The organism is Chelatococcus albus (assembly GCF_030067675.1).
GTDB lineage: Bacteria > Pseudomonadota > Alphaproteobacteria > Rhizobiales > Beijerinckiaceae > Chelatococcus_A > Chelatococcus_A albus.
The window spans coordinates 638,971-652,070 of sequence record NZ_JASJEV010000001.1; the positions used below are offsets into that span (position 1 = coordinate 638,971).

Sequence of the window (13,100 nt, forward strand, 5' to 3'; positions counted from 1 at the left end):
GGCGCCGCTATCAGAATACCCGTCGTTCACGCGGAGTGTTGATGCGCAGAAACGCCGAGTCCCGGTGAAGGCCCGCCGCCGCTGGCGGGCCGAGGTCGCAACGACCGAGCGCGCGGCTGCGCGCCTTTCTGGCATCTTACATTCCAGGGTTTCTCCCCGTGAACGTCTCACGAGACGAGCAGCGTGTGCTGCATGTGCTCGCCCAGGGCGGGCGTATTCTCCATTTCAAGGACGACGGCGGCCGGCTGGTCGAGGTCCAGTGCGTGACGCACGAAGGCTGGCGCCTGTCCTCCTGCACGCTGGACCTCTTCAAGCGGCTGCGCAAGCGCGGCCTGATCGCCTCTGCCGGCGGCGGCCCCTACCGGATCACCCGCAGCGGGCTCGCGGCCGTGCGCAGCCGGCCCGACAACCGCTGAGGCAGGGCAAAAGCCCCAGCCGGCCCTGGCTTGCCGTGGGCGGAGGTACCCCCGGGCCAAGGGACCGGCGGCCTCACGCCTCCGGCGAGCCGAGCCGCGCCTCCTCGTAGGCGATGGTCCAGTCCATCATGACGCGCCACACCGCCTCGACGAAGTCCGGCGGCACGCCGGCGGCTTCCGCCTCGCGCCGCACCTTGGCCGCCACCTCCTCCACGCGGTCGGCCAGAAGCGCGGGAATCGCGTTCCGGCGCTTCACCGCGATGACGCGCTCGACAATCGCCATCCGCCGCGCGAGAAGGCGGACGATGTCGGCGTCGAGCGCGTCGATCTCCGCCCTCAGCCCGGCGAGCGGGGCGGTATCCGGCGCCCCGGCGGCCATCATGCCCACCAGGTCTCGGGGGGCGTCAGCCGGCCGGCGGCCTCCTCGATCACCTGCCCCGCCGCAAACAGCGTTTCCTCGTCGAAGGGGCGGCCGATGAGCTGCAAACCGAGCGGCAGGCCCTGCGAATCGAGCCCCGCCGGCACCGAGATGCCGGGCAGGCCCGCCATGTTCACCGTCACCGTGAAAACGTCGTTGAGGTACATCTCGACGGGCGAGGCCGTGGCCATCTCGGCGAGGCCGAAGGCCGCCGAGGGCGTCGCCGGCGTCAGGATCGCGTCGACACCGCCGCAATAGACGGTTTCGAAGTCGCGCTTGATGAGGGTGCGGATCTTCTGCGCCCGCAGATAGTAGGCGTCGTAGTAGCCTGCCGAGAGCACGTAGGTGCCGATCATGACGCGACGCTTCACCTCGCGGCCGAAACCGGCGGCGCGGGTGTTCTCGTACATCTCCACGATGTCCCTGCCCGGCACGCGCAGCCCGTAGCGCACCCCGTCGTAGCGGGCGAGGTTGGACGATGCCTCGGCCGGCGCCACGATATAATAGGCCGGCAGCGCGTACTTCGTGTGCGGCAGGGAGACGTCGACGATCTCGGCACCCGCCGCCTTCAGCCATTCGGCGCCCTTCTGCCACAGCGCCTCGATCTCGGCCGGCATGCCCTCGACACGGTATTCCTTCGGAATGCCGATCCTGAGCCCCTTGACGCCGCGCGTGACGGCCGCCTCGAAGTCCGGCACGGGAACATCCACGGACGTGGTGTCCTTGGGATCGTGGCCGGACATGGAGGCGAGCAGCACGGCGCAGTCGCGCACCGTCTTGGCGATGGGCCCGGCCTGGTCGAGCGAGGAGGCGAAGGCGACCGTCCCCCAGCGCGAGCAGCGTCCGTAGGTGGGCTTGATGCCGACCGTGCCGGTGAAGGCCGCCGGCTGGCGGATGGAGCCGCCGGTGTCGGTGGCCGTCGCGCCGAGGCAGAGCCGCGCGGCGACCGCCGCCGCCGAGCCGCCGGAGGAGCCGCCCGGCACCAGCGCCGCGTTCGAGCCCTTGCGACGCCAGGGGTTGACCACCGGGCCGAAGGCGGACGTCTCGTTCGACGAGCCCATGGCGAACTCGTCGTTGTTGAGCTTGCCGAGCATCACCGCCCCGTCCCGCCAGAGCTGGGCCGTCACGGTCGATTCGTATGGCGGCACGAAATCGTCGAGGATGCGGCTGCAGGCGGTGGTGCGCACGCCCTCGGTGCAGAAGAGGTCCTTGACGCCGAGCGGAATGCCTTCGAGCGGCCGCGCCTCGCCCCGGGCGATGCGGGCGTCGCTCTCGGCGGCCATGGCGAGCGCGCGCTCGGGCGTCTCCAGCACATAAGCGTTGAGCGACCGCGCCTTCTCCATGGCGTCGAGATGCGCCTTGGCGAGTTCGGTGGCGGAGAAGTCCCTGGCCTTCAAGCCGTCGCGTGCGTCGGTCAGGGTGAGGTCGAGAAGGTCGGTCACGAGATTGCTCTTTCAATCGTCACGGCCGCATTCCGCCGGCCACTCGCGATCTTCGTACTTGCGGGATTGGGTGGCTTCGTGCGGCGCGGGTGCCGAGCGATGCCGTCGAGCGCCTATTCGACCACCTTCGGTACGACGAAGAAATGATCTTCCGTCACGGGAGCGTTCATCACGATCTTGTCCGGATAGCCCCCGTCGGTCACGACGTCCTCGCGCTTCTTCATGACCATCGGCGTGACCGACGTCATGGGCTCGACACCATCGACGTTCACCTCGCCGAGTTGCTCGACGAAGGCGAGAATGGCGTTGAGCTCGCCCTGCAGATGGGGCACCTCCTCGTCCGTGACCGCGATGCGCGCGAGATGCGCGATGCGGCGGACGGTCTTTTCGTCGACGGACATGGACTTGACCCGCTAGCGCCTGAGGCTGGGATGGACTGTGGCGGGCTATATCACCCGCTCCTTCGGCGCCGCAACCCGCTGCCGACCGTGCTCAATAGGCGATCTTGCGCTGCACCGCGCTTTCGCGCACGAGCCCGCCCTCCGCGCCGGACGACCGCAAGACGAGGTAGAGCGCGGCGCCGGCGAGAACGATCAGGACAGCGCCCACCGCGGCCCAGAGACGCGCAGACGGCGAGCGGCCGATGGACGAGCGGACACCCGCCGCGCCTTGTTCCGCCGCGACGTCCTCGGTGGCGGGCGCGGCCTGCAGCGGCCGGCTCGCCTCGTCCGCCCTCGCCCCGTCCTGCCCATGAGCTGCGCGAGCCGGAATTGGCCGCCCGTATTCCATGAGAGAGAGAGGCACGCGCACGACCCGATCCGCCGGGACTGCCGGCCGGCGCAGCGGCACGCGCACAACGGCGGGCGCTCGCGCCGCGGCCTCTGGCGGCGTCTCCGCCTCTGGGAGGTCCATCGCTTGCGCCATGGCCGACTTGCGGATCTGGACCGAGGCGAGGAATGGCACAGTCGGGCATGCGAGCGCGCCGACACGCCCCCGCGGCCGGCCGCCGATCGACGGCGGCTGCGCGTCGAGGGCCACCCACCCCCCGGCAATCGCCGATTCCTCGACGACGATGCCCCGGGCAGGAGCCCCGTCCTGCCCGGCCTCATCGCGTTCCGACGGAGGCTCTCTGTCCCTGACGCCCATGCGGCGCGACCGCCACAGTGAATAAATCGTGAACAAATTATGCCACCTCCGGCGGCGCAAGGCGACAGGTGCCGCGCGGCAGCGTTAATCGCAAGGTCCGCGCTCACACGACGAAGGGCACACCGGCCTTCGCCACCACCACCCGGGTCTCGTGGCCGTGCATGGCGGCGACGAACTTGTCGGCATTCGGCTCGATGATCGGGAAGGAGCCGTAATGGCAGGGAATCACGGTCTTGAGCTTGAAGAAGCGCCGGACGGCGAGCGCGGCGGTGACGGGGCTCATGGTGAAGCGGTCGCCGATTGGCACCATGGCGACCTGCGGCTCGTGGATCTCGGCGATGAGCTGCATGTCGCCGAAAATGTCGGTGTCGCCCATGTGGTAGACGGTCGGCTCGCCCGGGGCCTTGACGATGATGCCGCCCGGATTGCCGAGGGGCACGTTCTCGTCGGACGAGGAATGGTCTGCGCGCACGAGCGTCACCGTGAAGCCGCCCTGGTCCGTGGTGCCGCCGATGTTCATCGGATCGTAGGCGGCGACGCCCTTGCCGGCGAGCCACATGCAGATCTCGAAATTGGCGACGACCTTCGCCCCCGTCTCCGCGGCGATGGAGAGCGTGTCGCCCACATGGTCGCCATGCCCGTGCGTGAGCAGGATGTGCGACACGCCCTTGATCGCCGCCGCCTTGTCGCCGGCAAAGCCCGGATTGCCGGTGAAGAAAGGGTCGATCAGCACGGCGCACGCGCCGAAGTCGAGCCGGAAGGCTGAATGTCCGAACCAGGTGATCTGCATCGCGGGCTCCGTGGTGGATGATCGAGCGCGCAAGATAGCAGCGCCGCGAGGACGAGATGAAGCCGCCCCCGCGTGACGGGGCGCGGGCGGCGTGCTAAGCGCCGGTGATGACGACGACAATCGTGGCGCTCGAGGCCTTCCTGCACCTGCCCGCCGGGGCGCGGCTCCTCGGGCTCGATCTGGGGACGAAGACCATCGGGCTTGCCCTCTCGGACGTACAGCGCCGCATCGCGACGCCGCTCGAGACCATCCGGCGCACCAAGTTCACCGCGGATGCGGAGAAGCTCAAGGCACTCGTCGAGAAGCACGGCGTCGCGGGCCTCGTCATGGGCCTGCCGCTCAACATGGACGGCAGCGAGGGACCGCGCTCGCAGGCGACGCGCGCCTTCGTGCGCAACCTGGCGGCGATCCTGCCCCTGCCGGTCGTGCTGTGGGACGAGCGCCTGACGACGGCGGCCGTCACCCGTACCCTGATCGAGGCCGATGCCTCGCGCGCGCGGCGTGCCGACCTCGTCGACAAGATGGCGGCCGCCTACATCCTGCAGGGAGCGCTCGACCGCTTGTCGGATCTCGCCTTCCATGGCGACGACGACGAGCAGGATGCCTGATGGATACCGCCTGGCCCGCGCACGGCGCCTTCACCACTCGCGGAAATGGCCTTCCTCCCGGTCGGCCTCGTAGCCGTAGGGCGCCGGTTGTCGATTGTCGCGATAGGCGCGCCGGCGATAGACCGGCGAGGGCTCTCCATCGTCCTCGTCGATGACCCGCGGCTCGCCATAGCGATGCACCCGCACCCGGCCGTAGAGGCGATCATGCTCGTCGTCGTCATCCGCCGCGGCTGCGGCTGCCGCCGCACCGAGGAGGCCGAGGGCGATGCCGGCGGCGATCGCCGCTCCCTTGCGCCCGCCGCGCACCTCGACAATCGGCGCTTCGCCGGCGATCGCCGCGCCCCGCACGACCGGCAAGGATGCAGCCTGCGCGCCGCCGGCCGATCCCGCCGCGAGGGCCGAGGCGGTCGCCAGTATCGCAAGTCGCCTGGAGATGGGCCGCAGGGACAACGTCGACATGATCATTCCGCCCCTCCTTGGGTCAGTACGACCGCGAGGGGCCGCTTGCCGGAGGGGCGCGCCCGGCCCCTCGCCGGCCTGCCCGCTCCGTCACCGATCGAACATCGGCTCGCGTGAACCGGGGCTGAACCGGCCGGGCGGCCTCCAGTCACGCGTCGAACGCGGCCACGGGGCGAAAGCCCTGCGGCCGGTGGCATGGCGAAGCCCGCCGCCGCATGCTTGATTGCCGAACAGCCGACCGTCCCTGCCCCCTCGCCTCCCTCCCTGCCGGATCGCCATGCTCGCCGTCCTCGACAGCCTCGTGCCCGTCTTCCTCGTCATCATCACGGGCTGGGGGACACGCGTCGCACGCGTCATCGACGATCGTCAGTGGGCCGGCTTCGAGCGCGTCACCTACTACGTCTTCTTTCCGGCAGTCGTCATCGAGACCCTGGCCAAGGCCAATCTGCGCGACGTGCCCTTCCTGGGTCTCGGCGGCTCGCTCGTCGCCGGCATTCTCACGATGACGCTGCTGCTGCTCGTCCTGCGCAGGCCGCTCGAGGCGGCCGTAAAACTCGATGGACCAGCCTTCACATCCGTCTTCCAGGGCGCGACCCGCTGGAACACCTTCGTCGCGCTCGCGGTTGCGGGCAGCCTCTTCGGGCCGGCCGGCGTGACCCTGATCGCCGTCGCCATCGCGGCGATGATCCCGCTTCTCAACGTGGTCGCCGTGCTCGTGCTCGTGCGCTTTGCCGGAGGCCCCGCCCAGAGCCCGCGCATGATCCTGCGCACGCTGGCGACCAATCCCTTCATCTGGTCCTGCGCCATCGGCATTGCGCTCAACTGGCTGGCGCCGCCCGTTCCCAAGGCCCTGATGGCCTATGCCGAGATGCTCGGCCGTGCCTCGCTCGCCGCGGGGCTGCTCGTCGTCGGCGCGGGGCTCGATCTCGCGCGGCTCGCCCGGCCGCGCATCCCCCATCTCGTCTCGGCCGGCCTCAAGCTCGCGCTGATGCCACTTCTGGTCGTGAGCTTTGCCCGTCTCCTCGGCGTGACGGGAACGGGCCTCGCCGTAGCCGTGATCGCCGCCTCCGTACCGACCGCGAGCGGCTCCTACATCCTCGCTCGGCAGCTCGGCGGCGACGCGCCCCTGATGGCCGAGATCGTGACGTTGCAGACACTGCTCGCGGCCGCCTCCATGCCGCTCGCGATCACGCTGCTCGCCTGAATCCGTCCTCGCGCCGGGCGTACCGCGGCACAAGACGACCTGGCCGGAGACGGCAAGGGGCGCGATATCGCTGTTGCCAAAAACCTGTCGCCAAGTTGGTCTCCTCATGGTAGATAAGCAAGTATTAGTTGATCGTGGAAATTATGAACAATTTGAGGTTGCATTTTACACATGAATAAGCGCCCCGATCGTCGTGGCTCACCACCGGTCCGCACGCTGGAGGCCACACGCACGAAGCGTGCAGGTCAGGCATTGATCGAGCTTCCCCGACGGACGATCGCGCTCGCACCCACGCCCGAGCACGCGGCCGAGGTTGCGCGATATGTCGAGCAACTCACGACGGAACTCGCGGCCATGGCGCGGTCGACCAGGCTCGACGTGCTCGCCTACATCCTCGAAATGGCCCGGCATGAAGCCCATGGCCACGCCATTCAGCACAAGACGGATGCCTGACCACCCCTCCCGAGCAGGGCGGGCGGCGCTACAGGAGCGAGACGGCGTTGCCGCCGTGCCGTTCGAGGCGCCCGGCAAGTTCCAGCTCCAGGAGGACGCGCTGCACGGCCCGGACCGCGAGGCCCGATTGGCGGACCAGCTCGTCGACGGTCACCGGCGCGGGCCCCATCAGCACGAGCAGGCGCAGGCGCTCGTCGTCCGGCCGCTCCTCGTCCTCCGCGCCGTCGTCGCTACCCGGCGGGCGCGCTGACCCGTGATCCATGGCCTCGCCGAGGCCGTTGGCCTCCCGGGCATACCAAGGCGCCGGCTCGACCTCGGGCAGGTCGAGCTCGTCCCACAGGCGCTCGCCGCCGACGGTCACGGCCGCCTCCTGATCGACCGCATCCTCCATGGCTCGAGGCAGGCCACCGCCGGCGACGAGCGGCGTCAGCACCGAGATGACGTGCTCGGCCGCGCCGCAGAGCGTGGCGCCCTCGCGAATGAGGTCGTTGGTGCCCTCGGCGCGCGGGTCGAGCGGCGAGCCGGGCACGGCAAAGACCTCCCGCCCCTGCTCCAGGGCGAAGCGGGCGGTGATGAGCGAGCCGGACTTGCGCGCCGCCTCGACCACCACGACCCCGAGCGACAGCCCGGAGATGATGCGATTGCGCCGCGGGAAATCGCGCCCGCGCGGCTCCCAGCCCATCGGCATCTCGGAGAGAACGGCGCCCCGCTCCAGGATGCGGGCGAGAAGCGACTCGTTCTCGGGCGGATAGACGCGATCCTGCCCGCCGGCGAGCACGGCGACGGTGCCCGTCAGCAGGCTGGCGCCGTGGGCCCGGGCATCGATGCCGCGGGCCAGCCCGGAGACAATGGTGAAGCCTGCCTCGCCGAGATCGCGCGCGAGCCGCTCCGTGAACTTCAGGCCGTTGGCGGAGGCATTGCGCGAGCCGACGATGGCCACCGCCGGCCCGGCGAGGATGGATGCGTCGCCCCGCAGGCCGATGAGCGGTGGCGCGGACGCCGCGGCGCGCAGCGGCGCCGGATAGTCCGGTTCGCCGAGCGCCACGAACCGCACGCCGAATCGCATCGCGCGCTCCATTTCGCGCTCGGCTTCCGCCCGGCTCACGAGGCGGATCGTCCGCCCCTCGCGCCGCGCCAGCTCCGGCAGGGCATCCAGCGCGGCGGCGGCCGTGCCGAAACGGGCGATGAGCGTGCGGAATGTGCTCGGCCCGACACCCTCGCAGCGACTGAGTTGAAGCCAGGCGAGGCGCTGCTCTTCGGTCAGTCTCACCCCGCTCGACATGGCTTCACCCCTTCTGACCGATCTTGCCTTCGGTCCCGGTCGCCAGGCGCTTGATGTTGGCCCGGTGCATCCACCACAGCAGCAGCGCCAGCAAGATGAAAAGCTCGGCCATCTGCCGCTCGCCGAGAGCCCACAGGGCGGCGGGCGTGACGAGACTGGCGACGAGCGCGGCAAGCGACGAGTAGCGTGTGCCGAAGGCCACCGCGAGCCAGACGGCGGCGAAACCAAGCGCCGCGAGCGGCTTCAGGCCGAGGAGGCAGCCGAGGAAGGTCGCCACGCCCTTGCCGCCCTTGAAGCGCAGCCAGACGGGAAAGAGGTGGCCGAGAAAGGCGCCAAGAGCGGCGATGAGGGCTGTGTTCGGCCCCCATTGCGCGGCAACGATGACGGCGGCCGTCCCCTTGAGCATGTCGCCGGCGAGCGTCGCCGCCGCGAGGCCCTTGCGCCCCGTGCGGAGCACGTTGGTGGCGCCGATGTTGCCTGACCCGATGGCCCGCAGGTCACCCGCACCGGTGAGCTTCGTCAGGATGATGCCGAAGGGAATCGACCCGAAGAGGTAGCCGAGGACGAACGCCGCCAGAAAATACGGCCACGCCAACGACCAGCTCATCGCTTCCGGCATCGACAGATTCCCCCTTCCCCATCCGCAGCCCAAACTAGGCGGAGCGGATGGCGACCGCAATCCGCCCCGCCGTGCGACACGGGGGCAATGCCGCGCTAACCCTGGCCGCGGCTCGCCCTTGCACGACAGGCGGAACGCGCCGAATTTGCGCCGACTTTTTGGCCCCTCCCCAACGAGCCGCCATGACGCTCCCCAGTGCCCCCGGCCGGTTGCAGCCGCTCCGACAGCCTCTCCTCCTCGTGCAGGGCCTGCGGGCGCTCGCCGCCATGCTCGTGCTCGTTGGGCACAGCGGCCACGACGCCGCGACCATCGCCGAGCGCCTCGGCGTGCAGGCACCGCGGATCGACGGCATCGACTGGGGATTCGGCGTTCACCTGTTCTTCGTCATCAGCGGCTTCATCATGGTGCTCACCGCTGCCGACGACTTCGGCCGCCCGGGCGCAGCGCGCACCTTCCTGCTGCGGCGAATCGTGCGGGTGGTGCCGCTCTACTGGGCCGTGACGACGGCGCTGCTCGCGGGCACGCTCGTGCTGCCGCGGCTTCTCAACGTGTCCATAGAGGATTGGCGAAGCATCCTCGCATCCTACCTGTTCATCCCCTATCCGCGGGGCAACGGCGAGATCCGGCCCGTGATGGCGCTCGGCTGGACGCTCAACTACGAGATGTTCTTCTACGCCGTCTTCGCGCTCGCCATGCTGCTGCCGGTCCGGCGTGGCATCGCAGCGCTCGTCGGCTTCTTCGTGGGGCTCGTCGCCCTCGGCCAGCTCGTGTCCTTGCCGGCGGGAGCCCTCGGCTTCTGGAGCTCGCCGATCGTGCTCGAGTTCGTCCTCGGCGTGCTTGTCGGCCTCGCCTACCGGCGCGGCTGGCGTCTCGGGCTCCTCGGCGCGGGCTCCTGCCTGCTCCTCGGCATCAGCCTTGCCGCCACACTCACCCCCGGGCTGGGCGACGCCGGAGGCCTCGGCGCGACCGCCGCAACGGGCCTGCCCGCATCGCTGCTGGTTCTTGCAGCGGCACTCGGACCGCAGCCGACGGGCGACAACCGGCTCGTGCGGATGCTCGCCTTCCTGGGCGATGCCTCCTACAGCCTCTATCTCGTCCATCCCTTTGTCATCAGGCCCCTGCGCGACCTGTGGATCGCCGTCGTCGGGGAGCGCCTGCCGCTCGCGCTCTACGTCGTCGCCTGCTTCGCAGCGGCCATCGCCGGCGCGGTCCTCTGCTATGTGCTCTTCGAGCGGCCGCTGACGCGCTTCTTCCGTCGCCACCGGTCCCAGGGACGAACGGCGCCTGCCGCCCGCCTCGCTCAGGCCGACGCGTCAGACGCCTCGTAGACCTGCCGCCCCCCGACGAAGGTGCGCAGGACGCGCCCCTGCAGCCGTGCCTCGTCGAAGGGTGTGTTCTTCGAGCGGGAATGCAGTTCCGCCTTGTCGAGCACGTAGGGCGCGTCGGGATCGAGGACGATGATATCCGCCGGCGCTCCCGCGGCCAGGCGCCCGCCCGGCAGGCCGAGCAGTTCCGCCGGCTTCGTCGACAGGGCGTGGAGGAGCCGCGGCAGACCGATCTGGCCCGCGTGCACGGCCCTGAGGCCCGCCGACAGGAGCGTCTCGAGGCCGATCGCCCCATCCGCCGCCTCGGCGAAGGGCAGGCGCTTCGTCTCCACGTCCTGCGGGTTGTGGTCGGAGACGACGACGTCGATGACGCCGCGTGCCAGCGCCTCCACCACCGCCAGCCGGTCGTCCTCCGAACGCAGGGGCGGCGAGAGCTTGAGGAAGGTGCGGTAATCGCCGATGTCGGTTTCGTTGAGGGTCAGGTTGTTGATCGACACGCCGCAGGTGACGGGCAGGCCATCGGCCTTGGCGCGCTCGACGAGCCCCACCGAGTCGGCGCAGGAGATCATGGCCGCGTGGTAGCGCGCTCCGGTGAGCCGCACGAGGCGCAGGTCGCGCTCCAGCATGATGGTCTCGGCCTCGCGCGGGATGCCCAGGAGACCGAGGCGGCTCGCGCGCTCACCCTCGTTCATCACCCCGTCGCCGACGAGATCAGGGTCCTCCACGTGGTGCAGGATAAGCACGCCGAAGTCGCGCGCATAGGTGAGCGCCCGGCGCATCACCTGCGCATTGGTGACGGACCTGGCTCCGTCGGTGAAGGCGACGGCGCCGGCCTCCGTGAGGAGCCCGAATTCCGTCATCTCGCGGCCTTCGAGCCCCTTGGTCAGGGCCGCGGCCGGGTGAACGTTCACGATGGCCGTGTCGCGTGCCCGACGCAGGACGAAATCGACGATGGCCGGCTCGTCGATGACCGGGTCGGTGTCCGGCATGCAGACGATGGTGGTGACGCCGCCGGCCGCCGCCGCCTCGCTCGCCGTCTTCAGCGTCTCGCGGTGCTCGGCCCCCGGCTCGCCGACGAAGGCGCGCATGTCGACGAGCCCCGGCGCGAGCACCTGCCCGCGGCAATCGATGATCTCGGCCCCCTCGGGGGCGGCGGGCACCGTCAGATGCGCTCCGCGGTCGCGGATGACGCCCTCCGCCACGAGAAGGCCACCGCGTTCCTCGCGCCCGGCCGCAGGGTCGACCAGGCGCGCATTGATGAACAGTGTGGGATGCATCGCGGACGTCGCCATGGTCAGCTGTTCGGCAGGTTGCGCGCCAGGGCCTCGAGCACCGCCATGCGCACGGCGACGCCCATCTCGACCTGCTCGCGGATGAGCGACTGCGCCCCGTCGGCGACGTCGGACGCGATCTCGACGCCGCGGTTCATGGGGCCGGGATGCATGACGAGCGCGTCCGGCCGGGCGAGCGCGAGCTTCTCGCGGTCGAGGCCGAAGTAGCGGAAGTACTCACGCACGGACGGCACGAAGGAGCCGTTCATGCGCTCGCGCTGCAGGCGCAGCATCATGACGATGTCCGCATCGACGAGCCCCTTGCGCATATCGGTGAAGACCTCGACGCCGAAGCGCTCGATGCCGGCCGGCAGCAGCGTCGAGGGGCCGATGCAGCGCACGCGCGCGCCGAGCGCCTGCAGGAGCAGGATGTTGGAGCGGGCCACCCGCGAATGCAGGATGTCGCCGCAGATGGCGACGGTGAGCCCCTCGATCCGCCCCTTGTTGCGGCGGATGGTCTGCGCGTCGAGAAGGGCCTGGGTCGGGTGCTCGTGCGCCCCGTCGCCGGCATTCACCACCGAGCAGTCGACCTTGCGTGCGAGCAGATGCACCGCGCCGGCCGCATGGTGGCGCACAACGATGATGTCCGGCCGCATGGCGTTGAGCGTCGCCGCGGTGTCGATGAGGGTCTCGCCCTTCTTCACCGAGGAGGAGGCGACCGACATGTTCATGACGTCGGCGCCGAGCCGCTTGCCCGCGAGCTCGAAGGACGACTGCGTGCGCGTCGACGGCTCGAAGAAGAGGTTGATCTGCGTGCGGCCCCGCAGGGTCGCCCGCTTCTTCTCGACCTGGCGGCTCACCTCCACGGCCTCGTCGGCCATGTCGAGGAGTGCGGTGATGTCGAACGGGGAAAGGCCTTCGATCCCGAGCAGATGGCGCTGGGAGAAGACGTGTCTGGGAGCGGCGGCTGTCATCTTGAAGCCACCGCTATAGGTGGACTCGCGAGACGCGGCAAGCTTCCAGCCGGCGCGCGCCACCTGCACCGCGGCCTCGAGGCCACGCCTGACCCCAACTCCGGTCGATCGCGCCCCGCAGGCTGGGGCCGCTCGGCGGAAGCGCGCCCGGCGCGCGTTACGCAAACACGATGCGCGCCGGGCTCCGCTCCCCCGCCCGTGGCGGCCGGCAGCGGCTCAGTGGCCGCCGCCCGCACCGCCTCCGCCGCCATCGAATCCGTCGGCGAAGCCCCCCAGGTCTCCCTTCGTCCCGCCGCCCCGGGCGAGGACCATCTTCGACGCGTCGCAGACGCTGCCCACGCCGCGGACGGTCGATTTCGCCGCACCGGCTCCGACGGCAGCCCAGCCGGCAAAGCCCATCGTGGCGGCGAGAATTGCGCCGGCGAGCATCATGGCGAGCACCGGCCCGGACATCCGGCCGGCGACGAACGAGATCGCGCTCTGCCTGGTCATGCCCCTCTCCCGCCCTTTCGCAATCGTCATCCCGAGTGCCGGCGCGCGAGCAACCCAACGCTGGAAAGTCTAGCCATAAGCAGATACAAATGCACAGCAGCCAGATTAATTCACATCGATTACGGACGGATCAGACGAATAGTTGGTGACCAAGTTGTTTTCCATCGCCCGCTTCTGGCGGACCGCATCCGCAAGGTCGAA

16 protein-coding genes are annotated in these 13,100 nt (G+C 70.0%); 5 read left to right on the top strand and 11 right to left on the bottom strand.

What is annotated here, in order from left to right; all coding sequences use genetic code 11:
• Positions 1-158 precede the first annotated feature (158 nt).
• Positions 159-416 (top strand): YjhX family toxin, encoded by a 258-nt coding sequence (locus QNA08_RS02855; protein ID WP_283739149.1) that lies wholly within the window; start codon positions 159-161, stop codon positions 414-416.
• A 73-nt stretch (positions 417-489) separates the two neighbouring features.
• On the opposite strand, the gene QNA08_RS02860 is transcribed toward QNA08_RS02855, so the two are convergent.
• The 5 genes from QNA08_RS02860 to QNA08_RS02880 form a co-directional block, all read right to left on the bottom strand.
• Positions 490-798 (bottom strand): chorismate mutase, encoded by a 309-nt coding sequence (locus QNA08_RS02860; RefSeq protein ID WP_283739150.1) that lies wholly within the window; start codon positions 796-798, stop codon positions 490-492.
• Positions 795-2,276, bottom strand: a complete 1,482-nt coding sequence (gene gatA, locus QNA08_RS02865) for an Asp-tRNA(Asn)/Glu-tRNA(Gln) amidotransferase subunit GatA (RefSeq protein WP_283739151.1) — start codon at positions 2,274-2,276, stop codon at positions 795-797. Before gatA ends, QNA08_RS02860 begins: the two co-directional genes overlap by 4 nt.
• 113 nt (positions 2,277-2,389) lie before the next feature.
• On the bottom strand, positions 2,390-2,677 hold the full coding sequence (gene gatC, locus QNA08_RS02870) for an Asp-tRNA(Asn)/Glu-tRNA(Gln) amidotransferase subunit GatC (RefSeq protein ID WP_283739152.1): 288 nt from the start codon (positions 2,675-2,677) through the stop codon (positions 2,390-2,392).
• A 91-nt stretch (positions 2,678-2,768) separates the two neighbouring features.
• Positions 2,769-3,200 carry a hypothetical protein gene (locus QNA08_RS02875; RefSeq protein WP_283739153.1) on the bottom strand — a complete coding sequence of 144 codons (432 nt, stop codon included), beginning with the start codon at positions 3,198-3,200 and terminating at the stop codon, positions 2,769-2,771.
• A 325-nt stretch (positions 3,201-3,525) separates the two neighbouring features.
• Complete coding sequence (locus QNA08_RS02880; protein ID WP_283739154.1) at positions 3,526-4,212, bottom strand: metal-dependent hydrolase; 687 nt, start codon at positions 4,210-4,212, stop codon at positions 3,526-3,528.
• A gap of 107 nt (positions 4,213-4,319) precedes the next feature.
• On the opposite strand from QNA08_RS02880, the gene ruvX reads away from it, so the two are divergent.
• The gene (gene ruvX / locus QNA08_RS02885; protein WP_283739155.1) at positions 4,320-4,820 is read left to right on the top strand and encodes a Holliday junction resolvase RuvX; all 501 of its coding nucleotides are present in this window, start codon (positions 4,320-4,322) and stop codon (positions 4,818-4,820) included.
• 30 nt (positions 4,821-4,850) lie between these two features.
• Here the strand turns inward: ruvX and QNA08_RS02890 are convergent, their stop codons facing one another.
• The gene (locus tag QNA08_RS02890; RefSeq protein ID WP_283739156.1) at positions 4,851-5,285 is read right to left on the bottom strand and encodes a hypothetical protein; all 435 of its coding nucleotides are present in this window, start codon (positions 5,283-5,285) and stop codon (positions 4,851-4,853) included.
• 271 nt (positions 5,286-5,556) lie between these two features.
• Between QNA08_RS02890 and QNA08_RS02895 the strand changes: the two genes are divergently transcribed.
• Positions 5,557-6,483, top strand: coding sequence for an AEC family transporter (locus QNA08_RS02895; RefSeq protein ID WP_283739157.1), 927 nt, complete (start codon positions 5,557-5,559; stop codon positions 6,481-6,483).
• Positions 6,484-6,735: 252 nt separating this feature from the next.
• Positions 6,736-6,936, top strand: a complete 201-nt coding sequence (locus QNA08_RS02900; RefSeq protein ID WP_283739158.1) for a hypothetical protein — start codon at positions 6,736-6,738, stop codon at positions 6,934-6,936.
• A 28-nt stretch (positions 6,937-6,964) separates the two neighbouring features.
• Here the strand turns inward: QNA08_RS02900 and dprA are convergent, their stop codons facing one another.
• Together dprA and plsY are read right to left on the bottom strand one after the other, a co-directional pair.
• Complete coding sequence (gene dprA / locus QNA08_RS02905; RefSeq protein WP_283739317.1) at positions 6,965-8,206, bottom strand: DNA-processing protein DprA; 1,242 nt, start codon at positions 8,204-8,206, stop codon at positions 6,965-6,967.
• A gap of 16 nt (positions 8,207-8,222) precedes the next feature.
• Positions 8,223-8,837: a glycerol-3-phosphate 1-O-acyltransferase PlsY gene (gene plsY, locus QNA08_RS02910; protein WP_422679836.1), complete on the bottom strand. Its 615-nt coding sequence runs from the start codon at positions 8,835-8,837 to the stop codon at positions 8,223-8,225.
• A 182-nt stretch (positions 8,838-9,019) separates the two neighbouring features.
• On the opposite strand from plsY, the gene QNA08_RS02915 reads away from it, so the two are divergent.
• Positions 9,020-10,165, top strand: a complete 1,146-nt coding sequence (locus QNA08_RS02915; RefSeq protein WP_283739159.1) for an acyltransferase family protein — start codon at positions 9,020-9,022, stop codon at positions 10,163-10,165.
• On the opposite strand, the gene QNA08_RS02920 is transcribed toward QNA08_RS02915, so the two are convergent.
• The 3 genes from QNA08_RS02920 to QNA08_RS02930 form a co-directional block, all read right to left on the bottom strand.
• Positions 10,138-11,439, bottom strand: coding sequence for a dihydroorotase (locus tag QNA08_RS02920; RefSeq protein ID WP_283739160.1), 1,302 nt, complete (start codon positions 11,437-11,439; stop codon positions 10,138-10,140). The genes QNA08_RS02915 and QNA08_RS02920 overlap by 28 nt on opposite strands.
• 17 nt (positions 11,440-11,456) lie before the next feature.
• Positions 11,457-12,407, bottom strand: a complete 951-nt coding sequence (locus tag QNA08_RS02925; protein WP_283739161.1) for an aspartate carbamoyltransferase catalytic subunit — start codon at positions 12,405-12,407, stop codon at positions 11,457-11,459.
• 216 nt (positions 12,408-12,623) lie between these two features.
• A complete protein-coding gene (locus tag QNA08_RS02930) occupies positions 12,624-12,899 on the bottom strand; it encodes a hypothetical protein (RefSeq protein WP_283739162.1) in 276 nt (91 codons plus the stop codon).
• Positions 12,900-13,100 lie beyond the last annotated feature (201 nt).